Source organism: Limibacter armeniacum (genome assembly GCF_036880985.1).
In the GTDB taxonomy this organism is placed as follows: domain Bacteria; phylum Bacteroidota; class Bacteroidia; order Cytophagales; family Flammeovirgaceae; genus Limibacter; species Limibacter armeniacum.
Map to the genome: position 1 here is coordinate 632885 of NZ_JBAJNO010000009.1, position 26513 is coordinate 659397.

At 38.2% G+C, this 26513-nt stretch carries 24 protein-coding genes and 1 pseudogene; 8 read left to right on the forward strand and 17 right to left on the reverse strand.

Annotation, left to right across the window (positions count from 1 at the left end; translation table 11 throughout):
• Positions 1 to 4: 4 nt before the first annotated feature.
• The 10 genes from V6R21_RS20370 to V6R21_RS20415 all read right to left on the reverse strand — a co-directional run bounded on the left by V6R21_RS20370 (position 5) and on the right by V6R21_RS20415 (position 5433).
• Positions 5 to 589: a P-loop NTPase family protein gene (locus V6R21_RS20370; RefSeq protein WP_334245397.1), complete on the reverse strand. Its 585-nt coding sequence runs from the start codon at positions 587 to 589 to the stop codon at positions 5 to 7.
• Positions 582 to 1523, reverse strand: coding sequence for a helix-turn-helix domain-containing protein (locus tag V6R21_RS20375; RefSeq protein ID WP_334245398.1), 942 nt, complete (start codon positions 1521 to 1523; stop codon positions 582 to 584). The genes V6R21_RS20370 and V6R21_RS20375 overlap by 8 nt, the downstream gene beginning before the upstream one ends.
• A gap of 74 nt (positions 1524 to 1597) precedes the next feature.
• Positions 1598 to 1831 (reverse strand): hypothetical protein, encoded by a 234-nt coding sequence (locus V6R21_RS20380; RefSeq protein WP_334245399.1) that lies wholly within the window; start codon positions 1829 to 1831, stop codon positions 1598 to 1600.
• Between the two features lie 39 nt (positions 1832 to 1870).
• Positions 1871 to 2587: a hypothetical protein gene (locus V6R21_RS20385; protein WP_334245400.1), complete on the reverse strand. Its 717-nt coding sequence runs from the start codon at positions 2585 to 2587 to the stop codon at positions 1871 to 1873.
• Positions 2588 to 2590: 3 nt separating this feature from the next.
• Positions 2591 to 3031 carry a hypothetical protein gene (locus V6R21_RS20390; protein ID WP_334245401.1) on the reverse strand — a complete coding sequence of 147 codons (441 nt, stop codon included), beginning with the start codon at positions 3029 to 3031 and terminating at the stop codon, positions 2591 to 2593.
• A 32-nt stretch (positions 3032 to 3063) separates the two neighbouring features.
• Positions 3064 to 3999: a PD-(D/E)XK nuclease-like domain-containing protein gene (locus V6R21_RS20395; RefSeq protein ID WP_334245402.1), complete on the reverse strand. Its 936-nt coding sequence runs from the start codon at positions 3997 to 3999 to the stop codon at positions 3064 to 3066.
• On the reverse strand, positions 3996 to 4652 hold the full coding sequence (locus tag V6R21_RS20400) for a hypothetical protein (RefSeq protein WP_334245403.1): 657 nt from the start codon (positions 4650 to 4652) through the stop codon (positions 3996 to 3998). Before V6R21_RS20400 ends, V6R21_RS20395 begins: the two co-directional genes overlap by 4 nt.
• A 25-nt stretch (positions 4653 to 4677) precedes the next feature.
• Positions 4678 to 4953 (reverse strand): hypothetical protein, encoded by a 276-nt coding sequence (locus tag V6R21_RS20405; RefSeq protein WP_334245404.1) that lies wholly within the window; start codon positions 4951 to 4953, stop codon positions 4678 to 4680.
• A 19-nt stretch (positions 4954 to 4972) separates the two neighbouring features.
• The gene (locus V6R21_RS20410) at positions 4973 to 5233 is read right to left on the reverse strand and encodes a helix-turn-helix domain-containing protein (RefSeq protein WP_334245405.1); all 261 of its coding nucleotides are present in this window, start codon (positions 5231 to 5233) and stop codon (positions 4973 to 4975) included.
• Positions 5230 to 5433: a hypothetical protein gene (locus V6R21_RS20415; protein WP_334245406.1), complete on the reverse strand. Its 204-nt coding sequence runs from the start codon at positions 5431 to 5433 to the stop codon at positions 5230 to 5232. Before V6R21_RS20415 ends, V6R21_RS20410 begins: the two co-directional genes overlap by 4 nt.
• Positions 5434 to 5554: 121 nt before the next feature.
• Between V6R21_RS20415 and V6R21_RS20420 the strand changes: the two genes are divergently transcribed.
• The 3 genes from V6R21_RS20420 (at position 5555) to V6R21_RS20430 (ending at position 8261) form a co-directional block, all read left to right on the forward strand.
• Entirely contained in the window at positions 5555 to 6244 is a 690-nt protein-coding gene (locus tag V6R21_RS20420) for a hypothetical protein (protein ID WP_334245407.1), read from the forward strand.
• Positions 6245 to 6565: 321 nt separating this feature from the next.
• On the forward strand, positions 6566 to 7009 hold the full coding sequence (locus tag V6R21_RS20425) for a hypothetical protein (protein WP_334245408.1): 444 nt from the start codon (positions 6566 to 6568) through the stop codon (positions 7007 to 7009).
• On the forward strand, positions 7002 to 8261 hold the full coding sequence (locus tag V6R21_RS20430) for a hypothetical protein (protein WP_334245409.1): 1260 nt from the start codon (positions 7002 to 7004) through the stop codon (positions 8259 to 8261). The genes V6R21_RS20425 and V6R21_RS20430 overlap by 8 nt, the downstream gene beginning before the upstream one ends.
• 599 nt (positions 8262 to 8860) lie before the next feature.
• Here V6R21_RS20430 and V6R21_RS20435 read toward each other — a convergent pair.
• The 5 genes from V6R21_RS20435 to V6R21_RS20455 all read right to left on the reverse strand — a co-directional run bounded on the left by V6R21_RS20435 (position 8861) and on the right by V6R21_RS20455 (position 14900).
• Positions 8861 to 9937 carry a hypothetical protein gene (locus V6R21_RS20435; RefSeq protein ID WP_334245410.1) on the reverse strand — a complete coding sequence of 359 codons (1077 nt, stop codon included), beginning with the start codon at positions 9935 to 9937 and terminating at the stop codon, positions 8861 to 8863.
• Positions 9934 to 10308 carry a hypothetical protein gene (locus V6R21_RS20440; protein WP_334245411.1) on the reverse strand — a complete coding sequence of 125 codons (375 nt, stop codon included), beginning with the start codon at positions 10306 to 10308 and terminating at the stop codon, positions 9934 to 9936. The genes V6R21_RS20435 and V6R21_RS20440 overlap by 4 nt, the downstream gene beginning before the upstream one ends.
• A gap of 2 nt (positions 10309 to 10310) precedes the next feature.
• The gene (locus tag V6R21_RS20445) at positions 10311 to 12101 is read right to left on the reverse strand and encodes a hypothetical protein (RefSeq protein ID WP_334245412.1); all 1791 of its coding nucleotides are present in this window, start codon (positions 12099 to 12101) and stop codon (positions 10311 to 10313) included.
• Positions 12102 to 12573: 472 nt separating this feature from the next.
• Positions 12574 to 13686: a hypothetical protein gene (locus V6R21_RS20450; RefSeq protein WP_334245413.1), complete on the reverse strand. Its 1113-nt coding sequence runs from the start codon at positions 13684 to 13686 to the stop codon at positions 12574 to 12576.
• Positions 13687 to 13856: 170 nt separating this feature from the next.
• The gene (locus V6R21_RS20455) at positions 13857 to 14900 is read right to left on the reverse strand and encodes a site-specific integrase (protein ID WP_334245414.1); all 1044 of its coding nucleotides are present in this window, start codon (positions 14898 to 14900) and stop codon (positions 13857 to 13859) included.
• A 281-nt stretch (positions 14901 to 15181) separates the two neighbouring features.
• Here V6R21_RS20455 and V6R21_RS20460 point away from each other — a divergent pair, with 281 nt between their 5' ends.
• On the forward strand, positions 15182 to 17662 hold the full coding sequence (locus V6R21_RS20460; protein WP_334245415.1) for an AsmA-like C-terminal region-containing protein: 2481 nt from the start codon (positions 15182 to 15184) through the stop codon (positions 17660 to 17662).
• A gap of 69 nt (positions 17663 to 17731) precedes the next feature.
• Positions 17732 to 18352, forward strand: coding sequence for a M15 family metallopeptidase (locus tag V6R21_RS20465; RefSeq protein ID WP_334245416.1), 621 nt, complete (start codon positions 17732 to 17734; stop codon positions 18350 to 18352).
• A 151-nt stretch (positions 18353 to 18503) separates the two neighbouring features.
• On the opposite strand, the pseudogene V6R21_RS20475 reads toward V6R21_RS20465, so the two are convergent.
• A pseudogene (locus tag V6R21_RS20475) lies at positions 18504 to 19534 on the reverse strand (aldo/keto reductase).
• Positions 19535 to 20050: 516 nt separating this feature from the next.
• Between V6R21_RS20475 and V6R21_RS20480 the strand changes: the two are divergent.
• Entirely contained in the window at positions 20051 to 21475 is a 1425-nt protein-coding gene (locus V6R21_RS20480) for a PP2C family protein-serine/threonine phosphatase (RefSeq protein ID WP_334245419.1), read from the forward strand.
• Positions 21476 to 21949: 474 nt separating this feature from the next.
• Here the strand turns inward: V6R21_RS20480 and V6R21_RS20485 are convergent, their stop codons facing one another.
• The gene (locus V6R21_RS20485) at positions 21950 to 22909 is read right to left on the reverse strand and encodes an NAD-dependent epimerase/dehydratase family protein (RefSeq protein ID WP_334245420.1); all 960 of its coding nucleotides are present in this window, start codon (positions 22907 to 22909) and stop codon (positions 21950 to 21952) included.
• 445 nt (positions 22910 to 23354) lie between these two features.
• On the opposite strand from V6R21_RS20485, the gene V6R21_RS20490 reads away from it, so the two are divergent.
• Positions 23355 to 24044, forward strand: coding sequence for an ABC transporter ATP-binding protein (locus V6R21_RS20490; RefSeq protein WP_334245421.1), 690 nt, complete (start codon positions 23355 to 23357; stop codon positions 24042 to 24044).
• A gap of 30 nt (positions 24045 to 24074) precedes the next feature.
• A complete protein-coding gene (locus tag V6R21_RS20495; protein WP_334245422.1) occupies positions 24075 to 26504 on the forward strand; it encodes an ABC transporter permease in 2430 nt (809 codons plus the stop codon).
• The last annotated feature ends 9 nt before the right edge of the window (positions 26505 to 26513 follow it).

The following is a 26513-nucleotide window of genomic DNA, read 5'->3' on the forward strand; positions in this document are numbered from 1 at the left end:
TTGGTTATTTCCTGTAAGATTCTTCTCGATCCAATGGCACAATACTTACCATCTCTTTTAAGCGATCGACCATCCTGAAATCATACCGGTCCCTGATCTCTTTCATGGGAAGATTTGTGGTAAAATGGCTTTTAAAGCCGTTATCCTTGAACATCCGATGTCGGAAATAGATGATGTCATTCATTGGGGCGATCGTGTTACCATACCGCTTTACTTCTCCTTCCAAGCCAAAATCATCAAAGATCATATGTTGCTTTTTCCGGTAACCTTCCGTGAAGCTGTCATTGGACATAGCCTCAATCCGGATATCATGGCAGTAGTAGAGCTTAGCGTTGAAATCTGGAAACCTTTGCCTAAAGTGTTTCATGACACTGGTCTTGCCGATACCTGGCGCGCCTGACAGCAGCAACCCTTTACTGGGATCTATGTTGTATTGTTTGCACAAAAAGCTATAACCAAGACAGTAAGCGGTCATCATGCCATAGAGCTCTTTTGTCCAGTCATCCAGCTGCCCGTATAGCTTTTCAGCCTCAAGGCACATATTCCACCAGCAATTCCGTGCATACTGCCTTTGTTGCTCTTCAGTCATTTGAGCCGTTAATAGCCCTGATACCTCTTGGCTTTGCTGTGTCTTGCTGCCTGTCTCGCTTGCTCCAGTACTCTGCTTCTGTTTGGTATGCATTACCTTTGCTCTCTGCATTTCGGCTGCTGTTAGATCTCTTAGCTGTTTCATATTTATTATCATCGAAGTTTTCAATGAAAAGATTCACATCACATCGGAGGTGTTCATCGTTGTTGTAGCTCTTACCATCTCTGCTTTTAGCATAGGCTGCTAGTATCTTATCCCGTCTGATCTCACCACCACATCTGTCTTTTAGTCTGTTGAACACTGGGACGTAGTTCTCTTTGTAGTAGCCGATGATATCATCCACTGCCTTGCCATCCACAGAGTAGTTGGCATTACGAAGGGGGGTGCTGCGCAACTGGGGGGTTGTCTCTTCAGGTTGATAGTTTTCGTCAGAAGGCGAAGGTGTTTTGTGCTCATTTGAAAAATCCACCTCCTCGCACACGCGCTCTTCTCTCTCTCTATTTGTATATATCTTCTTTGTATATATCTTCTTTATTAGTGTCAGGTTTTCCGTGAGTGGATTATCCATTACTGGTTTTTCCACTCTTGGGTTTTCCGTGAGTGGATAATCCGTTACTGGATAACCTGATTCTGGTTTAAAAACTGGCTGGTCAGCAAACTCCCAGCTGTAGTCACTAAACCTACCGTGGTCATCCCTAACTTTTACTCTTTTGGCATACCCATGCTTTTCAAGTTCAGCAAGTGTGTTGCCGACAGAGGTTACACCCTCCTTACAATACTTGGCTATACCTTTTGTGTTGAATTTCCAGTCTTCAGGAAAAGACTTGCATTGTGCCAAAAGACCTTTAGCCTTTAAGGAAAGGTTTGGATTCTGTAGAAAAGGATTTATTAACTTTGTAAATCCTCCGTGCTTAGGAACCTTGTTCACACACATATCAGTTACTATATTTGGAGTGAGATTCTTATTGAGGGCAGCCTACAGATTGCAAATAGAGGCTGCCCTTTTTATTAGTTCTTTGCATATCCTATCTCAACCTGTCTATTCAGTCTGGATAGTACCATTTGCCTGAAGTGGCATAGCGCTGTCTCGTAGCATGCGAATGTCTTGTGAGGCTTTCCGCTTTCGTGTATGTCATATTGCGTTTTCATCCCCTCAACTTCTATCATGAACATCTCGATATCTTCGTGCCTCTTGATCATCTCACAGCTAACAGGTCTGTTTGCGATCAGTTGGTAGTTCATCTTTTTGAATTGCTGCTAACGAATAGGTTTATCTGTGTTCTATGAGAGGGAAATGATGGCACACTTGAACTCATTATCGAATTCCTCCACGATTGCATCAAAGATCTCATCCTTGCGTTCCTCCTCCTTCTGATACAGGTCCATGGATTCCAGACTGAACTCTACACTGTGGCTGGTACATTCGGCACAAATCATTACAGACAGTTCTTCAGCTTCCAGACCTTGGAATACCGGCAATCTCAGTGTGATCATTTCTGGCACATCTGATTGCACTCGACGCTCAAAAAGTAGGCGGGCATTACCTCGCTTGTCCTGCTCATTCTCAATGTCAGACTCAATACGTGCCTTGAACTGCTCCAACGACCTGATTGTCTTGTTGGCTTCCTCCTGGCTTACAAAGTAGAAGCGAGTCTTACGGAAGAACTTGGCCAGCTCCTTATCTGTGTAGACTTTACCAGTGTTGATGCCAAATGCATCCAGTATTTCAGCACGTTTCAACTCCCCTTTTACCGTATCGTGGTAAGCGTTGTGATGATTGGTTACCAGTGTGATTGCGGCATTCAGCCTATCAATTTTCAGGTGACACTCATCTTTATTGAGCAGTTCCTTTTGGCTTTCCATCCATTGTTGTGGCGCATAGATGGATCCAGTTATTACTACAGTTTTAGGTTCTTTCAGCGGCAGTGCTACCCCATGCCTGATGATTACCTCGTTGCCAGTGTTCTCCAGTTTCAGATGCAAAGTTTCTTGTTCCATTTCTTAGTTGAGTTTAAAGTGTTTAGGTGAATTGATATGCAGTTGTCTCTCACGAGGAGTCAATGGGCGGGCTGTTATCAGGAAACCCTCCGAGTCGTAAAGCCCCATTACCTCTTCCTCATAATTTGGGATCAGGTAACATGTAGTGCGAACCAGTTCACCGCCTACAGTCAGCTTCTTGGTGATATCCTTGATAGACTCCTTGGCTTCCTTAATGACAGCCCTCAATGGGGCTGACATACCCTTGAGCTTGTCCTCCACTTTGACCAGCTCCTTGTTCAGTTCAATAAGCTTTTCTTCCAGCTCATCGATTTGGGACTCGTCAAATGCCTTGACATACTCGTGGTCATCAATAATGCCCACATTGTAGCTGTTCAGCATCTCCTTCTTCTCTGAGGGTGTCAGCTTATCGGCACCCTCGAAGTAGTTGTTTTTGAAACTCATGTGTACTGAGTGGTTTATGTGAAAAATTGATTTTAGTTGATATGAGTAGCTACCCATTCACCCATCTTTTTGGATAGACGATAACGGGGCTTCGTATATGCTACGTTATTCGATTTTTGAGGCATGCCTAACATCTGCATCATCTCACTCATAGAAATATCCGCAGCGCTTACGGGAGTAGCCTCAAACGTCATTTCTCTTTCAGTCTCGTCTTCCCACAGACTAGCACCGTAACCGGGCCACTCATTCTTTGCTTTGCATTCCTTGTAAAGCTCCAGCAGCTCCTTGTACTTTCGCTCGCCTCTCTTGAGGATGGTATCATCCACCTCAATCAATGACCAGGCATAAGGCGGCTCTTTCTCCACTGCTAGGAAGTAGAATTTCATTCCCTCTTCCCACAGTCCTGCAGCTTCAGCAGCAGCCTTGTAAAATGCCGCCTGACGGTCATAGTCATAGGCGAAGGTGGCTTTGCGCTTGAACTCTTCAGGCTTGGCACTGACAGCGGTCTTGAGGTCCAGCACAAACTTTCCCTTTACCACCATATCCAGCTTGGACTTGCAGGGTACACCTTCCATCTCAAAGAAGATTTCATGCTCCAGTAGCGTGTTTTTTCTAAAGAAGTTGAGGTGGTAATCCAGTGTATCGCATTTGTTGAGTGACTCAGCCATATCCTTAGCCTTGTCGGCTTCATCCTGACTGATCAGCTGCAAGCCAGCTTCCAAGGCTTCGGTATTGGCTGCCTTGCCAACCTTTGTTCTGCCATCCTGCTTTACTGCCCAACGCTTGTCCACCTTATGGGGCTCCAGCACTTTCTCATGCAGGTATCTGCCAAAGTTCATAGGGTTAGTATCCTTGTCCAGATCGCCATCAAGAAACGCCTTGAAGTGCATCGGGCTTTGCTTCAGGTAAGACAGGGAGCTATTGCTCACCCTGTCTTTGATGCTGTAATAGTCTTGTTTTTGTGTCATTTGATTACAAGTGGGTTAATGCTGTAGTTGTGGATATTCTTGTCGCCCTTGACTATGACGCCTTGATAGGTCACAAGCCATGCGGACTTTTGGGGTTGCCTGTAGCCAGTGATGGTATTCGCCTTCTTGTTGTATTGCAGAAAGAAGTTGACAATGCTTGCCCTTGCTGTGGAAACAATTCTGATCTGGGTCTTCTGTGTGCTGTCCACATAGGCTTCCGCAAACTGTACATAGGGAAGTGTCAGTACATCCTTGTTTCCGTATTTGGACTCGAAGGTGCAGAAGTCATGGCCCATAAACATCAGGCGTCTGGACTCATTCATAAGCGTTGGGTTCCAAACATCACCCGACATATTGAGTGGTGCAGCCTCGGCGTCTTGCATGGCTTGCAGTACATCATCTGCATTGGTCAGGTCTGCCTTTACCTGATTATCCAAGTTGATCTTGGTGGCGGCTACCTGATTGGCAGCACCTCTAATTTCTTGCAGCTCGTTCTTCTGTTCTGGGGTTCTGTTTTGCTCTTCCATATCTAAAAAGATTAAATCTGTGAATGTGAATAGTAAATAGTATGCGATGCCTGCCAACACCAGCATAAGCGGGATGACAGAAAACATGCGTAATGCCCTGTTATCTTTTTCTTCGTAGTAGTCCATCAGTAGTTGGGTTTAGTATTTCAGCTTAGTCTAGATATTCCTCAAGGATTGTATGTTCCAACTCTTCCAGTGTGCCACACCTTTGAGCTAGACCTGTGATGTTCATCATCATGCCCTCAGGTAGCCACACCGGGCGACCTTTCAGCATCTCAATTGTTATATCGGGACCACATCCGGGATGTCCTGAGCCGTCAGGGTAATAGCTTACCTCAGGTTCCCCTAGCTCTATTACACAATCGGCAATAAGGTCCCATTCTGATCCGCAAATGCTTGCGGTCAGTTTGACGGTTGTGACTACCATAAAGTGGATATTTACATTGTTATGCGATTGATCTCTGCGAACGTTTACGGTTATTGAACTCCGCCTCTGCTCTCATCTCAGAGATGCACATTACACGCTCTTTTCTGTAGTAGTTATGCAACGCTACCTTGACTTCCTCAAGGTCATAGCGGGTTGAGTTGCTGTAGGACTTGTAGCAAGGAATGACTTTTCTATATCTCAGCTGGTAAATGTGGTTGCGCTTCACTCCTAGCGCATCTGCCAGCTGCCCTGCTGTCAAACACTTATTATCTATGATCATGATTGGGATGTTTCGGGGGTTTGTAATGTTGATAGCTTAGAACACCTTGGCGGACGATTATCCGTCACAACCAATTCATAGATGTAATCGGTCATTGTAAGGTTTCTTGCCTTAGCCTTTTCCTTGACCATTTCATGGAAACTTCTAGCTACTGTCAGGTTAAGCCTCGTGTCAGGTTTTTCTTTGATAATTACAGCCATAGTTTTACATTCGTTTACCGTTTTACTTCATGCGCTTGTATTGCGCTTACTTCATTACAAATGTGTAGCAAATTACCTTCAACTGCAAATTATTGTGGGTATTTTTCTGCAATATTTTTCTATGATATCTGAGAGAATAAAGGAACTCATTGACTATGAGGGCATTAGTATAAGAGCTTTTGAGAAGATAATTGGCTGTGGAAATAGCGTAATTAGTAAAGCAATTAAGAATGGAACTGATATACAAGCTAAATGGATAATAAGCATTGTAGAAAATTACCCACAATTAAATCCATCATGGCTACTCCTTGGCGAAGGCAGTATGCTGAAGAACCAGGATATCAAAGAAAAACCTATTCACATTGAAAGCTTAAGTATATTATTAACAAATGAGAACCTTTCTATCGTAGTCTTTGCTCAAAAAATTGGTAAGGATGCTCAGCAAATAAAGGACGCTATCAATGCAGGAGATAAGTACCTGCCATCTGATTTTTTGAAGCCAATACTGGAGGCATTCCCAAACTATAGCCCGGAATGGCTTACTACGAATAAAGGAGAGATGGTAAGATCCGGTCTGTCAATAGAACCTAAAAAGGTAGGTGATTACTGTGAAGACTGTCTTGACAAGGAAAAGCGAATCACTGAGATGGAGTTTGACATGATGGATCTCAAGGATACAATCAAGGAGCAGGAAACCGAAATCATGCAACTTCAGGCTAGAGTGAAACACCTTGAGGAAGACAAAAACCGTCTGGAAAAATCACTTGAGGACAAGGATATGATTATTGGATTACTGAAAGGAAAGAATTAATTCTTTGAATACACTTTTTAGATGCTTGCCCGTATAATGTATCTACAAAATAGCATCTGCACTTACATACATTAGAAAAAGAACAGGGAAACCTAACTTTTTATATATCGTAATTTTTTATTCAATCAATAACTAAAACCCTAAACCTATGAGAAAAACTGCTACAATGTGGCTGGAAAGAGAGAAGTTTTGGAATATTTAGTATAGTATTTTAAATCCTAATTAACTTAAGTATTCTATAATAAGGAAGATTCTCCAATCTAGTAAATAGTTCGTGGAGTATGCTCACTACTTTGATTTTTTACGTAATTTTTTTCAAGTATGTCAATAACCTTTAACAACCTGAAATCAAAAACTGAATGTGACTGTTTAAATGGAGCAAATGAAGATAATCAGTCTACTTTTTGCTTTGTTATTAGTAAAGATTCCATCAGAGATAAAGATTTCACTTCCCATTGGGAAAAAGGAAAAAAGCCCAAAAAAGACTCATGTGAATCTAAATGTTCCTATATGAGTAAATCCCTTTCAATTGTCAATACCGATTTAGCACGTGAAACAGTACTAAATACTTACAAACAATTGTTTAAAGTTGCTCCTAAGTATAAAAATCATGTTGCCGATATTCAACTTAGAGGACAAGCAGGTAAAGTAAAACATACGCCATCGAATAATAATCCTTACCATGTTGACTTTTACAAAAGTGATAACTTTAGTTTACACTGTAATATTGATGTAATAAATATAATTCCTCTGTCAGATGTTTGAGCTTCCTAAAAATAAGTCCTTTCTGAAAGGCCTTATCAGCTTCAAGAATGAGAGAACTGTACTTTTCTCTGATGGGGAAAATGACCTCATTTATACTGGGTTCAATAATTTTGGTAACAGGGTATTATCAGTTATTTCATTTGAAGATGATGATGAAGAGTATATTAGATACTTTTACATGATTGTTACTGATGACCAATACCATCAGTTTTTACAAGGCAGACTGAGTGTTCTCTCAATAATGAGGAGTAATGAAAGTTTTTTCGTTGTCGATTTGAATTATGGGGAAGAGATTATTCGTCATGCAGTTGTGTCTTTAGATAATATTCCTTTTGACTTTCATCCTCTTGAAGACTCTTATTGTCCTGAGTTTATTAGAGAGCCTTCATTATCATATTCAGCAAGCTTAAATGGAACAGAATTAAGTGATAGTCATAAAGCAACACCTGAGGCCTTAAACATGGTTAATACTCAATTTGCTAATATGCTAAGAGAGCCAATGCAAATTCTAAAAGATTTTAATCTTCAAGGAAAAGTGTATGTAGAACCTCCTATGACTGGTAGTTTTAAATTGAATTTTAGAGTAGACCTGAATAATTCTCCCCAAATAACTATTCATCCAATTAGCACAGAATCGATAGAGTTATTCCTTAATAAATTATACACTTACATACTTCATGATTTTCAGAATGAAGATGATTTACAGTTGAGTACTGGTCGTATTTCTACTGCTAGTTACGAATCTCTCAAAGAGGATTTACAAACTCTATATCTTAGTCAGCATATAAAGTATGAGGAAGATGATTTGAACAATATCTTGACAGGGGTCATAGATAGGTCACTTGATTCTTTAGTAGAGATAGAGTTTGATGAAGGGTATACAGTTATTGACTTTATTAATTATTCTAAAGAAGGAAATGAAAGTGAAATAGCCCACATTGAAGAAGAAAGTATTTTAGCTATAAAAAACAAGTTATCCAAACTTAAGGCTCCAGTGGAAGAGGATGTTGATGAATTCCTTAACCTATATAGAATCCAAGTTTACAAGTTCAATACTAAGACAGGCATAGGGAATGCTATTGCCATAATTGATGGTCAAATCATCAAGAATGTTAAGCTTATAGTTAAAGGTCTTGACTCATATACAAATACTCAATTTACAGAAAGCCTTCATTCTGATTCGACTATTGATATAAGAGGGATTGGTAAAAGAGTTAATGGTAAGCTCAAAGAGATTGTAGTAAATAATTAATGATTAAATTTTGTATGTAATACTGAAGCCCGGCACATAGAAGTGGCGGGCTTTTTTTGGTTAATAATTCAACTCAAACTTTTTTTATGTGATCTTTCTGCTCTTGCTTACGTTTTCTCTCACAATAACTTACAAAGGCATTCTGTTTTGATTTAGGAGACTTAGCATCAAAGCTGGGAGTAGCCAGCAGGTCATGAAACTGCTGATCTATCTTATCTAGGTTTATACTCATTGCAATAGGAGGAAAAAATAATAATGGTTAATCAATTAAACATTAGCAATGTACAAACAGCTATACAAAATGTCAATATTTTAAACATTTTCATGTTTTAAATTCGACAAAACAAGATAAAAACCTCATAAAATCTATTACTAGGTAGACAAAAACATGAATTGTTTATTTTTTTAACATTGAAATAAAAAAGCCAACCCTACAATTTGATAGGCTCTAATACATCATTTTATTAAAAAATATAGAGATAAAGACAACTTACAACATGCTATTATCTTAAGCACTAATTAGTAAATGTCTTATTGTATTCATATCAAGTAGTTTAGGCGGGTTAGAACAAAACGCATCAAAGAGAACCGCTTTCACATTAATTAATAACATTTATCTCTATACTGTTTCTTAATGTATCTAAGCCTTCTCCAGTTAGCGTTTCTACAAGAATAATAATGTTTGATGCCGTATTAATATCTCCAGTATCTGCGTGAAAAGTAACGGAGACATTTCCTTCAGCGTCTGACTTAGAGTTTTGTACTCCTGTAAACCTTCCTACTGAAATCACATTGGCATCATTTAATATCTGAAAAGCTTTAAAAGCAACAGGTAATCCTTGAGTCACTTCACCAATATCTCGCCTGAGAAATACTTTTATGGCATTCGACTCTTTTAAGTTCATTGTAAGCTTTTCTGGTTCAATAAAAATATACTTTGGGTAGCTTCTGATAGGTTGAAATGTAAGCTCACTGATATAAATGGGGTCACTTCCTGTACTAGCCTTTATTGTAATAGGATCAACTGTATTTGGCATTTTAAATTGGGTAGAAACAACACCATCTGCATCAGGAGTCATAGTTTTTTCTCCTGGTGCTCCAATGAAATTTCCATGTGTTGTTTCTAAGGTTATTTGATTTAAAGTAGTAGTATTTACTAAAAGACTTGATTTAACTAACACCAGTGTTTCACCATCTGCTGGAATATTTGAAACTATTGTTGAACCATCTAAACTCAACAACTCTACAGATATGACTTGGTCTATTTTTTTTACATTAAACTCAGTGTCTGCAACATACAACTCACCTCCACTACCTATTTCTGCAGAAACATAGATGGTTAGGTCATTATTAGTAAGTGGCACTCTAAGATTGGCTTCTGCAATTCCCTCAACATTTACTTGTTGAATACTTGCATCTGCTGTTATGCCAGTAAAAGTACCTGCTGAAGTTTTAAACTTAACAGTCCTAAATTGTTCATCAGCATTAGCGGGAATAGTAGCAATAACTTTGATGATAGATTCTCCATTACCTGTTATCTCTCCTCTTAAAGAATCACCATCTACATTTAACAGTTGTATGGAAATAATATCATCTTGATTGAATACTTCATCCTCAATCCCATCACAAGATGCAACAATGCTCAAAAAGAGTATTATTAAAGTATAAGACTTCATATTATTTTAAATTCTCCTTGAGTCCAAGATATAACACGAATAAAGTTCCCCTCTACATCATATTCTATCAAGGAAACACGCATAACTAAAAAAGGTACAATTGTAGGGTCAGTTAAATCAGAATAAAACTGAAAGTCAACATTCATCAATTCTTCATCAACATCTAAATATATAGACCTACCCCCACTTTCATTTAAGTAAATATCTGGAGACATATCTGTTATTATAATTTTAAGTCTATATTGACATGCTGAATCATTTGGAGTTTGAACCTCAATTTCAACAGTGAGTTGATCACTAACAAATGTAAAATCTTGGTCTGTAACATTTTCAAAACTCACATCTGGGCTATTTAAAATAACTACTGACATTATTAAAAATTTAAAAGCTTAACAAAGAATGAACCTAAATTTCGAAGTTCAGTATCTAGAGACATTGTAATTGCCCAAGTATTCTTGGTATTGACATCTTCAATGACTGGGTTTTCATTTTTCTCTTTATAAAATAAAGACACAGCCCCAACTCTAATCATTCTGTTTATCCGAAACCCTACACCAATAAGTGGTGAACCTATACTTGTTAATTTATCAAACCGATCGTTAGTAGTATTGATTCGTTGGGCCATCCCTATAGTAAAACTAGTGCGTTTAAGCCACCAATCAATTCCTTTAAGGTAAGAGAATTTAGCATTTCGATTAACAGGCCTTAAATGGAAGTTAATTCCTTCAAAAGCGAAGGTAGTTGAAATATCTGGAGCTACAACAAACCCAAAATCCACCCCCACATAAGGAGTTTCTTGTGTATCAACAGGGGCGTATAAGCTAATATTAGTGGTTGAATACCAATTTGTATATACACCATCAAGAATATCAGGAAAACTCTCTTTAATTGTTTTTCGCTTTCCCTGTAACTTATTAAATTTATCAACATCAATAACCCAACACTTAACAACATTAATAAGTTTATCAAGATCTTGAGATTTTTGAAATACTCCTTCCCCATTCACATCTTCTAGACTTTTCAAATTAAGAAGCAATGAAAGTAAAATTTGCCCTCCAACAAGATCATAGTTTATCGATGGCAGAACAATATTACCAGTTATTTTACCCTGACCAGCTAACAATTGATGAATATTTTCATTTAATATTTCACAAGCACATATATCACTATTAACATATTCCGATAAATCAACTGAAGTGGTTTCTAAATCTCTTTTAATTATAGTTATTATGTGTTCATTTTTTAAATCAGGATCAATAACTGAATTAACAGGAGCATTTAAGAAATCTTTAAAATATTCATCACTCAAGATTTCTTTAATGCTTGCAAGTAGCTCATCCTTATTAATATGTTTCTTCATAATATCATAGTATTGATAAGCATACCCTGGCGTTGTTTCGTCTACTCCCCCACCTTTCTTACCACATATTTTATCTGTTAATTCATTTAAATTAAGTTGAACTTTAACTAGTTTATCATAATGCATTGTTACATTAGTATTATTGAATGGATTGTTTAAATCAACTCTCTCCCCATCTTTATTAAATAAAGAATTTGAATTTGTTGCTTTCACAATTAAAGAACTAACATCTTGATACATGGTTTTTATTTCAGCTTTACTTATTGCATCTTTAGTGTAATGAAAAGTTTCTTCAATTCTATCAGTAATATCCGTTCGAAGATTAGTTATTACTGCATCATCTAACTTTAACTTCTTTTTAGCTATAAAAACAATATCATACAGTTCGTTTGGATGAAGAGGAGGATCAACAGTTATTCTAAAATCATCTATATTTGAAAACACTTCTGGAAGTTGAATCATTGATTGATTATCAACTAACTGTTCTGGAGGGAAAAATCTATAATGTTTACTTTTTTTGTATTGGTATATTACTTTTTCTTCTTCTCCGTCTTTCCCCTCTGCCTTATCGCCATCTATTCCCCCCTCTGCCTTATGGCTATGATTATGAATGCCATATTTGGTTATAATTGAGATAAATTCTGGATCTGAGATCTTTATTTGAAATGGTTCATCAAATTTAATTTTCTCAACATCTCCATCCACAAACCTTTCAGTTTTTGTATCAAAGGTTACAATTGTTATTTGCGCGAAAGAAATTTTAAAAACAGAAAGGAAGAGGAGAAATAAAAATAATCTTTTCATATTTGGGTTATTATAAAAAAGAAGAAAACACATTATCAGCAGCAGTAAATATCATCACAAACCACACAACACTATCGCTTATCCCGAATTCACTCTTATAATATAGCAACAACTCATTATTAAACAAATAAACACCAGGCATTATAAAGCATTTCACAACATCACTTCAACTAAACATTAAAAGATGCAAAAGCAACAATTCCATTTTCATCATTTGATGATATGAAAACACCCCAAAAAAATTAAAACAAAAAAAACAAATCAACTTTGGACTCACCTAGGAAAAACATAATTCACATCACATTTAAACCACTTCAGTATTTTACTCTTAAAAATCAAGAACTCTCAACACACTTCACTACCGAAAATAATTCAAATATAAAGCGAAAAAACAAATCATTATTAACACCACATAATTAATGAATTAAAAATTCAAAGACATCAAACCTTCCTTATTATCAAATAACCTATCTTAATTAGTAACTTTAAATAAATCAAGAATAAACTTGATATTTTTTATTACAGAAAACAGCACTCCAGAACCAAAAATTAGACTCAAAACCCATTTCCAATGAATTAAAATAAACGAACAAATACGATAAGGTACATTTTCTTTTACTTCCACTAATCTTGACACATATGGAACTTCAAGCATTTCAGTTTTCCCATTATAATCTATTTGAAGAATAAAATGCAACCTTAATTCCAACTCTCCCTTTTTAACAGGTTTAACATCCCACTCCCATACATGAACTAGTCCCGACAAAGTAAGCATCACATCAATATCATATAAATTAGATATTTCAAAACCCTCACCTTTAAGACTAACTGATGTTTTTTTAGCAATCAAAACTGGCTCAATAAAATCTTTAGATGCATTATCAGATTCAATTTCTATTTTTTCAATAAGTTCTTGAGTTTCTCCTACCTTAGCAACTAATCTATAGTTTCTCCCAACCTTCATTTTATTTGGTGGGTTAAAATACAGAAATTCAACCCTAACATCTTTTAATCTATTTAATATTTTTGATTTCGGATCAAAACTCGCACCTGCCATCCCTGCCTTACCAGTAAAAACCATATAAAGCCACAAAAAGAAAACATCCATTAGGATGGTTAAATAAAAGGCTATTTTAAAAAACACCTCATCAGAAACCAATATAAAAACTAGAAACCAGTATATTAAAGTAACCTCCAAAAACACAACCCAATCCCCTGTTCTTCTTGTCAAACCTAATCTTGTATTAATTAAAAAAAACAACACAATAGTTAAACCTAAACATAACAACTTAACACTTAAAAGAATAGAGTAATCTGTGTTATATGAAAAGTTAAGAGCTAAATCACTTATATATATAGGTAAGTGTATTATTGAAAAAATGTATAGCATTAACCCAAATACTGATTTACCTTTTACATAATCATTAATTTCAACATCAGATGTAACCCATAAACCTACTCCATTAAGAGGGTAATAAGTTATTATAAAAATTAGTGCACCAACGAAACCTTTAAGGTAAAATGAAAGTGCAGACACAAAACCTACCAACAGAACAAATAAGGTTATTTTTAAGTAGCTAAGCATTTATTTAAACTATAATAATTAGAAATAACTTTAGATAAAATAAAGTCTCCAATATTTATAAAAAATAAAAACCACACATATATAATTCTTTCACTTATAGATATACAACCTAGTACTCTTCTTAAAAATTCCATTAGCATTCTTATGTTATCAATACACTTATATTTCCCCTAAAATATATCTGGCAACCTCTCAACACTCTGCCTTTTCTTCTCACTAATCACTTTCGCATACCTCATGGTTGAGTTGATATTTTTATGTCCCATCAGTTGTTGGACAGTATAGATATCAACACCCCGGGTAATTAACCAAGTTGCGAAAGTATGACGGGCAACATGAAAGCTAATTTTCTTCTCTAGCCCTGCTTTTATAGCCAGTTGTTTGATGTGATAATCAATGTTGATCCCTGAAAGAGAAAATACCTTTTCCCCATTCCTATCACCTGCAAGTCTCAGGGCTGTCTCATTCAAGGGGATGTATACCCTGTCTGTGGTCTTCTTCTGGACCATTGAAAGTCTATCTCCCTGAATATGCGACCAGTCGAGCTGCAAGATATCACTCACCCTCAGCCCTGTGTAGCAACTGAAGAGAAAGGCACGCTTGACTTCCATTGTTACCCCTTCCACTGCCGCTGCTGCCACCGTCCTGATTTCCTTTTCCTCCAAATAGCTGATATCCTTCTCAGCCACCTTTGCTTTTTTGATATGGATAGCAGGATTGGAAGTGATAAAACCTTGCTTGACTGCAAAATTCATGACAGCCGAAAACTTGACAAAGCGCTCGTTGGCCGTACTTGGCCCCAAGGTCTTTTGCAGCTCATTCATCAGCAGTTCACTATGATGGCGAGTAATGGTGTTTATACTCATGCTGTCAAGCCCCAGTGAGATCGCCCTTTGAAACATGTAGAGGTAGTTGGATCTTGATCCTTCCTTCTTTATCCCTTGCATGTGTAGTTCGAAGACCTGCTCTAAGGTCATCGATGAGGCAGACAGTCCTCCCCGCTGCATCTGCACCAGCTGTCTTTCCCTGTCAAGGGCGTACTGCCTTGCCAGTTCCCTTGCCTGTTTGTTGTGTCTGCGCTCCTCACTGTCCTTAGGGTTGTCGAACACATATAGCTTGAGATAATCCTTTTTCCGGTAGCCGTCACGGCTGATGTCCAGGTACAGGTGGGACCTGCCATCTGTAAGTTTCTTCTCTCTCAATTTCACACTCATCGTATGTCAATTTATTGGTTAGGTGCTAAAAAAATTGGGGACATTTCAGGGACGTCCCTTGCGAAAAACGCCTATAAACCCCCAATATAGCGTAAGACAAAATGAAAGCAAAACACGGCTAACGGCACATTATAGCCCTATACGGGGTGTATCAGCATATTAAAAACTGTTTAAGTCCAACTTTCCAACCCTGCTTTGTGTATATTGCTGTAAGGATTATGAAATATCGGTGGAAATCCTCCACCATCGACACAAAAATCTTTGATAAACCAAGAGTTATTATGAAAAAAGTATTGTTGACCGTTGGGGTACTGCTCAGCTTAGTACTACTGGCAGCTGTGGCGGTTCCTTTTATCTTTAAAGACGATATCGCTGCTATCATTCAGAAGGAAATAGACAAAAATATAGATGCTAAAGTACATTTCAGCCCTGATAAGCTGTCACTATCCCTCTTCAGAAGCTTCCCTGACCTAAGCGCAGATGTGGAAGATTTTGCCATTTCAGGCAAGGGTGATTTCGAAGGAGACACGTTGTTATTTGTAAAGCATTTTGCTTTTAGCATGGATATCGGTAGCGTGATTTCCGGTGACAAGATTACAATCAATGAAGTTGGTCTTTACGAACCTTATGTCAATGTAAAAGTGACTAAAGAAGGTAAAGCCAATTATGATATTGTGAAAGCTTCTGAAGATGCTGCTCCTACTAAGGAGGAAACCTCAGGAGAAGGTCCTGCCATTACGATCAATCGTTGGGAAATCAAGGATGGTAAACTGATCTATGATGACCAGAGCATTCCTGTTAGAGCTGATATCGATGGACTAAACCATGAAGGTAGTGGTGACTTTGCCAAAAATATCTTCGATATGGTAACCAACACCAAGATATATAAGCTAGGTGTCAATTTCGATGGTGTTCAGTATATGAATGATGCTGTGGTTGATGCTGACATAACGATGAACATGGACCTTGACAATATGAAATTTACCTTCAAGGACAATGCGCTTAAGGTAAATGAATTTGTTACCAGTGCTGAAGGATGGCTTTCTATGCCTGAAGCTGGCTTTGATATGGACTTGCGTTTCTTCTCTCCTGACAACACTTTCAAGAGCTTACTCTCAATTGTGCCTGGTATGTACCAGCAAGACTTCAAGGACCTGAAATCTGAAGGTGAAGTAAAGTTTGAGGCTAAACTGAAAGGTATGTATACTGAAGAGAAAATGCCTGCCTTCAATCTAGTACTACAGGTAAACAACGGTATGTTCCAATATCCTGACCTTCCTTCGGCAGTGGAGCAAGTGCATGTAGATATGCTGGTTGCAAATCCTGATGGTGTTCCAGAAAACACATTAGTTGATGTAAAAGACTTTAGCCTTAAAATGGCTGACAACCCAATTCGTGGTAAACTCAGATTCCTTGAGCTTGATGCATATGACCTGAAACTGAATGGTAAACTGGATCTCGATGCTGTTGAAAAAATCTATCCAATGGACAGCACTGAGATGAGTGGTGTCATTTCAGCTGACATTGCTGTAACAGGACGTGTTTCTGATGAGCAAAACAAAATGCTGAAAGCAAATGGTAAGATGGATATTGAGAAATTCAGTTTCAAATCTAATGATCTTCCTCAAGGTGTTACGATTGCATCAGCAAATATGACGCTTTCTCCTGAGAGTGTTACATTGGCTAACTATCAGGGTACATTGGGTAAAAGTGATATGGACCTGAAAGGTAAGCTGAGCAACTATATGGGATACGCACTTCGTGACGAAACCTTGAAAGGTGGCCTGACATTGAAATCAAATGTTTTGGACCTTAACGAATGGATGAGCGAAGAGGAAGAGACTGAAGAAACACCAACAGAAGAAGCTCCTGCTTCTGAAGAAGTAGCTGTTGTGGAAGTCCCTAAAAACCTTGACCTGACATTCGATGCTGAGATCAAGAAAGTGCTTTTCTCAGACCTACCTATGGACAATATGAAAGGCAAACTGACTGTAAAGGATGGTATTGTTCGTATGGATAAGTTAGGCTTCAACACATTGGGGGGTAAAGTGGTTACTTCCGGTTCTTACAATACGCAAAACCCGAAAGACCCTAAATTTGACTTTAACTTCGATGTAGTAAATGTAGCTTTCTCTGAAGCTTACAAAAACCTGTCTACAGTACAAAGCTTTGCTCCGATTGCCAAAAACATCAATGGTGACTTCTCTTTGGGTATGAGCACCAACGGTAAGATCAAGCCTGATATGACACCTGACTTGGCTACACTTTTCGGTGATGGTAAACTGAAAGTTCAGAAAGCAGCCCTGCAAGGAGTATCTTCTTTGAACCAAATCAGTAACCTTGCTAATATCAAGGAGCTAAAAGATCCAAAAATTGAGGATGTTGCAGCACATTTCACTATCAAGGACGGTAAATTGAAAGTCGATCCATTTGATTTTAAAATGGCAGGAATCAAGACAAATGTAGGTGGTTCAAACAGTCTGGATGGCAACCTTGACTATACCGTAAAAATGGATGCCAGCAATACTTCTTTTGCCAAGTATGTCAGCAATATGACTTTCAAGGTGGGTGGTTCTTACGACAAACCTGAAGTAAAACCTGTTGTCAATGAGGAAATGAAAAAAGAGGTTGAGGAGAAAGCAAAAGAGGCTGTAAACTCACTGGTAAAAGATGCCAAGGACGGCAAAATTGACGAGAAAAAAGTTGAGGAGGCTAAAGAAGAAGGCAAGAAATTGCTCAACAACCTTTTCAAAAAGAAATAATTGATATTCTACTAATTTACAGGCAAGCAACCGAAAAGTTGCTTGCCTTTTTTATCTTATTACTTTTTCATGATGAAACAATTGCTACTGACACTACTGCTTTTTCCTTTTTTACTGAATGCTTCCGCACAAGAAGTATCTGACACTACTTTTGTGGACTTGTCTGAACTGAGTAACGCCTTTGCATACGATATGCGTTATGCTACTGAAAACAACTTCCTAAAAGAACAGGTGTATGATTGTCCGAAATGCCTATTGCGCAAAGAAGCCGCCGATGCATTGATCAAGGCTAATGAGTTATTTAGGGAGAAAGGTTACCGTATCAAGTTATTTGATTGCTACAGACCACTGGACATTCAAAAAAAGATGTGGGAAATATATCCCAATGCCACTTATGTTGCCAACCCATATAAGAGTGGTTCTATCCATAACCGTGGGCTTGCCGTTGACCTGACAATTGAAAAGCTGGATGGTACGTCAGTAGAGATGGGGACTGACTTTGACTTTTTTGGTGAAGCAGCTCACCATGATTACAACAAATTACCCTACGAAGTTATTGAAAACCGATTATTACTAAAAAACACATTAGAAAGTGTTGGTTTCAGACCTATTTCCTCTGAATGGTGGCATTACAACTTTAACAGTCCTAACAAGTATGTCCCCGCCAATACACCTTTAGATTGTAACTAAATTAAAGAGGACTGAAGTTGAATACCCTATTTGATCTAAGAACTTTCATACATAAAAAAAACAAGCCATAAATATATCAAACCGACATTTTGCTCGCTGATATATTTATGGCTTACAAACACTAATCTTGAGTATTACTTCTCTTTACGCATCACAAATCCAACTTATCACGCCAACCTCCAAATGCGTAGTTATTGACATTTTCTGTTTTAAGAAACTCATGAGGAAAACCTAAAGGAATCTCACTGATCTCATCCAGTAGCTTCATATGTTCCTCACTCAACTGCCAACCGATACACCCCATAGAATCCTCGACTTGTGAGGCTTTTCTCGCTCCAATAATTGGAATTACATTTGGTCCTTTTTGTCTCAACCAATTCAAGGCTACCTGTGCAGGTGTTTTTCCAGTTCCATTGCAATATCCACGACTTCCTTGGCTACCGTGATATTTCGGTCATTGTATTTTACACTTTGTTCTGTCAGTCGTCCTTCCTCATCAATTCCCTTATTATACTTTCCTGTCAGCAGTCCTGCGCCAAGTGGAGACCAAGGTGTTACTGACATACCAAAGTCTTCTGCCATAGGAAGCAAGTCTCGTTCCACCTCCCTTTGGATAAGACTGTACTCTACCTGCAACCCAATAAAAGGTGTCCAACCTCTGAACATGGCCAACATATTGGCTTTGGTCGCAATCCAGGCCGGAGTATCGGAGATACCTATATAATGAACCTTTCCCATACGAACTAAGTCATCCAATCCCCTCATCACTTCCTCAACAGGGGTGGTAAAGTCCCACATATGCACCCACAGTATATCCAGATAATCTGTATTCAACCTTTTCAAAGAGGCATTTACGGTATTAAACATATTCTTGCGTGAGTTACCTGATCCGTTAGGATGGTAAGGGTCTTCTGTCAGGGTGTACTTTGTAGCCAAAACAAACCGGTCCCTATCATTTCCCATAAACTCACCCAAAAACGACTCACTCGTACCATGGGTATAAAAATTGGCTGTATCTATAAAATTCCCCCCTCTATCTACAAACGCATCAAAGATTTTTCGTGACTCTTCTTTATCAGCTCCTGTCCCCCACTCAGTACCAAAAGTCATAGCACCTAGACAAAGTTCGGAGACCTTAAGTCCACTTTTGCCAAAAAGCTTGTATCTCATTACTTCTTTCATAGGAAATTCGGGTTTTGGTAGAAGATTATCTATTGGTAAAGGCTTGATATAACCTGATCGCAAGGTTATATTCTTTCAATAATAAGCGTCAGAACAGTTTGATCAGTTCCAACCAAAAGTTTTTCGTTATCTCCATCTCTGATTGTACGCCATGTCACGCACTTTCTTGTAAGGAAAACAAGCATTAATATGAAAGGGAAATTATACTATAGGCAGGTAATGAATCCCGAACATTTACCTACAACATCGTATAGGTGAACGTTTTTGTTTTTGCAAATAGATCAAAACAGGCTTCTTCACTCGAGAAGTTTTTTATATTTTTTAGTATATCATTTTTCAATGCTACACCCTGCATAATTTTTACAGATCATCAAAAATATTGTACTCAACAAATAATTGATGGCATAATTCAATAGTTACAACCCAAAAAAAAGTATAAGTGTTGATATAATCCTGCTCAATATTTGTTTATCAATATATCAAACAGTCAACTACGCTTTCTACCTTCTAATTATTATGACATTGAATCAACCTGACAATCACCTGATTGAGGGGCACGATCAATCGGTTAACCAACTTGAATTTAAGATCTTTAAATTCTCAAGTCTTACTGGTGCCTGTGTTGCTATAGCTGGAGGCGTAATTCCGTCTTTCTTTAAAAACTATCAGCATGTATTAATCCTTTACCTATCATTAACTGATGTATTAGTTTTCACCTCTATTTTCCTGTTTGCAGTCTTTAAGAAAGTTTACAAATCACTAGAAACACCCTTTATCGCCTACCTAATCTTCAGCATTTCTGTCCACTTTGTTATTTCACGTGGACATGTTGGTACAATGCCTTATGTACAGCTTATGGCTGTTCCCCTGATTATTGCGACAGTCAGAAAGGAAAGGCTTCACTTCTGGTTGGCCACCTTTTTCAGTATTACCATTGTACTGCACTTAATCAGTCACCTGAAACATGAGTGGATATTTGTCCATGACAACTCCTCTCCGTTTATCATGACACAACTGACTGTATTCTTGTTGTGCATGCTAACTACATCAATCGCTGTTTTGGTGCTCAAATACAATTATCAGGCAGCTCACAGGATGGCAATCATCAAACGCCAACGGCTAGAACAGCAACAGCAACTGCTCGTTTCTCAGAAACATAAAATCAACCGAGCGTTTGATTCCATTACAGAGAGCATCAGGTATGCCAAAAGAATACAGCATACGCTGTTGCCATCCGAGGATGATATACATGACCTTTTTCCTGAAAGCTTTGTTTTCTTTCAGCCAAAAGATATCGTCAGTGGTGACTTCTATTGGTTTACCCAATTGGAGGATAACCTCAAGATAATGGTTGTGGCAGACTGCACAGGACATGGGGTACCCGGTGCATTTATGTCAGTACTAGGGCATGTATTTCTTGACCACATTGTCAATATTCAAAATACTACTTCCCCTGCCGAGATACTGGAACTGTTGGATCAAAAGGTTAAAACCACGCTCAAGCAAGAAGGTAAGTCATCTACCAATGATGGAATGGAAGTGGCGATCTGCGCCCTTGACTCAGACGCCAAAACACTCACCTTTGCAGGAGCAAAGATGCCGCTGTATTATATCCAAAATGGAGAGAGTTACCTGATAAGAGGGTCTAAACGAAGTATAGGTAGCAATCCACGGGGACATATCAACTATGAAGAACATACCATTTCAGTAGAAGCCCCTACCTGTTGCTACATCTATTCTGACGGCTTTCAGGATCAGTTTGGAGGACCTCGAAACAAAAAGTTTCTATCCAAAAACCTGAGGGAGCTGATTTCTGAAAACTGTGAAAAGGATATGGAAGATCAGGAATTTGAAATCGTCAATACTTTTCTGGACTGGAAAGGCGGACAACTCCAAGTGGATGATGTCCTTATTGTTGGTTTCAGAGCCGACTTGGCATAAACTTGATTTCACTCAAATCCAAAGCATAAATAAGCGCCTTCTTAAAGGATTCATTTCCTTTAAGAAGGCGCGTTTATTTCATCCCTACTCTTAAAATAGAAAAACCCTATTCCTAAAAGGAAAAGGGTTTAAGATGATGAATTTTTAGACTTAAATTTTTTCAAACAAGGTTATTCAATGTTTATAACTATCTCAGTCTATAATTTTATCCAACTCGATATAGACGATGCATAGCACCTCTGTATTCTCATCTTTTTGATGTTCCAAAAGTAGAATACTTCAAGATAAATAAGAAGTACTTTGCTTGGTTGTCTACTCTTTGTCTACCCTTAAAGTGAAATTTTATGCTATTCTATTTTCAATGACTGCTATAACGTCATTGATTTGTACAAAAAAACCTCCAGCAAAGTAACTTGACTTTACTGGAGGTTTATATTTATATCTTGCTATTGAGCAATCACTACAGGTTATGGCTTAAGCCTCCTGAAAAGAGATTTTTTTTAGATTGGTGATAATGTCCTCTGACATTTTCGACAAATCATATTCAGGTTGCCAATCCCAGTCTTTAGATGCTTGTGCATCATCAATACTAGAAGGCCAAGAATCTGCAATTGCCTGTCTGAAGTCTGGCTTGTACTCGATTTCAAACTCAGGGAAATGTTTTTTCAGTTCAGCAAAAATTCCTTCTGGTGTAAAACTCATACCACTCAGGTTATAAGAAGTACGAACTGTCAGCCTTTCAGCATCAGCATCCATTAACTCCAATGTACCACGAACAGCATCTGGCATATACATCATTGGAAGTCCAGTCTTTTCTGAAAGGAAACACTCAAACTTATCCCCTGCCAATGCTTTGTGGAAGATATCAACCGCATAGTCTGTTGTACCTCCACCTGGAAGAGATTTCCATCCGATTAGACCTGGGTATCTGATACTGCGCACATCAACACCATATTTCTCAAAATAATACTGGCACCAAAGCTCACCTGCCAGTTTACTCATACCGTAAACTGTGTTTGGCTGCATTACAGTGTCTTGCGGTGTCAAATCTTTTGGTGTATTCAGACCAAAAACTGCAATTGAGCTTGGCCAAAAAACTTTCAGCTTGTAGGTACGGGCAGCCTCAAGAATGTTCATCAAGCCATTCATGTTGATATCCCATGCCTTCAGTGGCATTGTCTCTCCTTTAGCTGAAAGGATAGCAGCCAAATGGAATACCTCTACGATCCCATTATCTTCAATAGTCTTGTTCACCTGGTCTGCATTAAGCACATCAAGCTTTAAGAATGGTCCTCCTTCCAATGCTGGTGTAACATCAGCAATGTCTGAAGCGATTACGTTCTCAACACCATTTCTTTTTCTCAGCTCTTCTACCAGTTCGGTGCCAAGCTGGCCACAAGCACCAATCACAAGGATTTTTCCCTCTTTGTTCATTGTCAAGTTCTGAATTATACTTGGTCTACTCTAATACTGATCTACTCTTGTTGTATTAAAACGCTGCAAAATTATCTTTTTCCTTCAAGAAAAGGAAACATTATAAACGTATATTTTACAAATAAATCCCCTTACAGGTACGTTTTAAAGGATGCAAAGTAAAAATAAGTCCATAAATATATAAATAATTTTTATTAAAAAATTGACAAACAACCAATTAAACAAAACCCTCCATTTAGATATCTTTGTACATTTTTCGGTAAAAATGTCCATTTTCGTACAAATCATTTTTCACTCCCCACCCCTAAAAACCACACAAACCATTGTTTCACAATGCATTACAACAAACAGGTATTAATCTTGAATAATTTAAATAACTTGTTAGATAATTTTTCAATTAAAAAGGTCGGGGTAAACCAGTATTTTAATTACCTCAAGCAAGCTTATGGCACTTATCCGCACAGTGGAATTGTGTAAATCATATACAAACTTCGACGTAGATACTTTGGCACTCAACCACATCAATTTCAGTATTGATGAAGGTGAGTTTGTAAGTATTATGGGTCCCTCTGGATGTGGGAAATCTACTTTGCTCAACCTGTTAGGGCTTTTGGATACCCCCAGCTCGGGTGAAATTTATTTTATGGGCAAAGAAGTTTCAAAGGCTAGTTCAAGAAAAAGAGCCCAACTCAGACGGGAACATATTGGCTTTGTATTTCAGAATTTCAACCTCATAGATGAATTGACTGTATTTGAAAATATTGAGCTACCACTATTATATCAGCGTATTTCTCCTTCTGAAAGGAAAAGACGTGTTGACCGTATTATGGAGCGACTTCAAATAGCACATAAGCGTGATTTCTTTCCTGCCCAAATTTCCGGGGGTCAACAACAGCGTGTTGCAGTTGCAAGGGCTGTCGTTACCAGACCCAAACTGATTCTGGCAGATGAGCCTACAGGTAACCTAGACTCTACCCGAGGCAGGGAAGTGATGGAAATGCTTGTTCAGCTCAATGAGTTAGGAACGTCAATAGTCATGGTGACACACTCAAATGCTGCATCTGATTACAGCAACAGGGTCATCCATCTTTTTGATGGACAAATTGTGACAGAAAACCTGATGAAAAACCAATAATAAAAGTAAAAAGAGGAAGAGCGTATAGATATGCTGAGGAGTTACTTGATCATAGCACTACGGAACTTGTCCAAGCACAAGGTTTATTCACTGGTAAACATCTTGGGTCTTTCTGTAGGTATTGCATTTTTCACCTTGCTATTTCTGATTGTAAGGTATGAGTTGAGCTATGACCTTTTCAACCAAAAGCAGGACCGTATTTACAGAGTCGTTGAGCTGATTGATAAAGACGGGATGGGAGAACATTCTGCCAGCATGCCGTATGCTTTTGGAGAAACACTCTTGGAGGAATATGGAGATTATGTAGAGTCCGTTGTTCGCATATTCAATATGCAGACTACCTCACACACAGTAGAATATGAGGAGCAGTATCAAACTGAGCCAAATGTATTCTTTGCTGACCGTTCTTTCTTTGATGTGTTTGATTTCCCATTAAAGGCTGGAGATCCTGACTCAGTTCTTTCAAAGCCCAACCAAGTTGTCATTTCAGAGTATGCCGCAAAAAAATACTTTGACAATGCTGATCCCATAGGGAAAACAATTACAGTTGACGGTATCTATCAAGCAGTTGTGACAGGAGTTGTCTCTGGCAACCATTCTCCATCTCATTTGGACTTTGACTTTTTGCTATCATTTAGCACAATTACAACCAACTACCCTAAGTATAAGCATCACCTTCAGAAAAGTTGGAGCTGGAACCCTTGTTGGACCTATATTGTACTCAAAAAAGACAAAGCCCCTGAAGAACTTGAATATTATTTCACCTCAATCATAGAAGAAAAGTATCCGGACCCAATTAGGGATTATGTATACGTCTACTTGCAACCATTGAGGGAAATCCACCTTTCCTCTGACCTTGACTATGAAATATCTCAGAATGGAGACATAGCTTACATCTATATATTTTCAGGAATTGCCCTACTCATACTTTTACTTGCTGGTATCAACTTTACAAACCTATCTACAGCGAGGTACTCGACCAGAGTAAGAGAAGTCGGGATTCGAAAAGCCATTGGCGCTGACCGTCAAGAGCTTGTTGACCAGTTCCTAACTGAAGCGGTTCTGATCAGCTTTATTTCCATGTTCTTTGCTCTGATCTTTGTTGAACTTCTGCTTCCTGCACTCAGCTTTTTTGGAGATAAACAGATGAACCTGTATGAAGTCAACAAAGTAGTAGTTATCGCTAGTGTTTTTGGGTCTGGTATTTTGGTAGGACTGCTCTCAAGCATTTACCCTGCCTATTACCTTGTGAAGTTTCACCCTGCCGAGATGCTTTCCAACAATGAAAAGTGGGGACAAAGCAGTCGTCTATTCAGAAAACTGACAGTTATATTCCTATTCACTATCTCTGTATTCCTGCTGATGAGTTCATTTGTGAGCTGGAAACAACTACACTTCCTAATGACTGCCCCATTAGGTTTTGAAAGCAAGAAAATTATTGTAGTTCCACTAGGGGAAATGAAAGAGGACGGCTCATACAAAGAGTTGAAAAAAAATCTCCTTGAACTGGAAGAAGTTAGTTCCGTTACAGCTATGGACCAAGTAATTGGTGCATCTCACCAAACACGCTCTTTTATTCCAAGTGAATCGAACAGCGACCTTTCATCCATTCTTGTTCCTACCCTGACTGTAAGGGACGATTTCCTGAAAACATTTAATATCAAACTAGTATCAGGGCGCAACTTCAGTGAAGAAGATAGTGCTGGTGGTAAAGAAATCATGATCAATACCGCCATGACCGAATACCTGGGGTACGACTCACCTAAACAGGCTTTAGGACATGCATTCCATACTTTGTGGGGAAATGAAAAAATCATTGGCGTAGTAGAAAACTTTAACTTCAGGTCTCTTCACAACAAACCTGGCCCTATGGTTATTTTCGTGGATAGAAAACCTGAATCAAGAGCATTCAACACAAACTACATGGCGATCAAATTGAAAGATGGTTTTCAGTTTGACAAAGAAGCGATCAAAAAGATCAAAAAGGTTTGGAGTCTGGCTGCACCATACAGAGAAATGAATTACTTCTATCTGCGGGATAAGATTAATATGCATTATTTCAAAGAAATGCGACTCGCTAAAGTTTCATTCTTCTTCTCTTTAGTCGGAATCTTTATTGCTTGCCTTGGTCTGTTTGGCATGTCCTTCTTTATCATGAATCACAGGAAGAAAGAAGTAGCAATCAGAAAAGCAATGGGTGCCTCTGATTTGGAAATCATGATCCTACTTTCCAAAGAATTTTTCGCACTAGTCAGTGTCGCTATTTTACTGGCATGGCCTGTTACATACTTTATTCTGAACAATTGGCTAAAACAATTCCCTTTCAACGTTGACATTGGAATTAGCACTTTTATTACCAGTGCGCTGATTGCATATCTCACTACAATTCTAACAGTAAGTTATTATACTATTAAGGCTGGTATCCGTAATCCGATTAGAGATCTTGGTAGTGAAGGGTAACTTAAGATG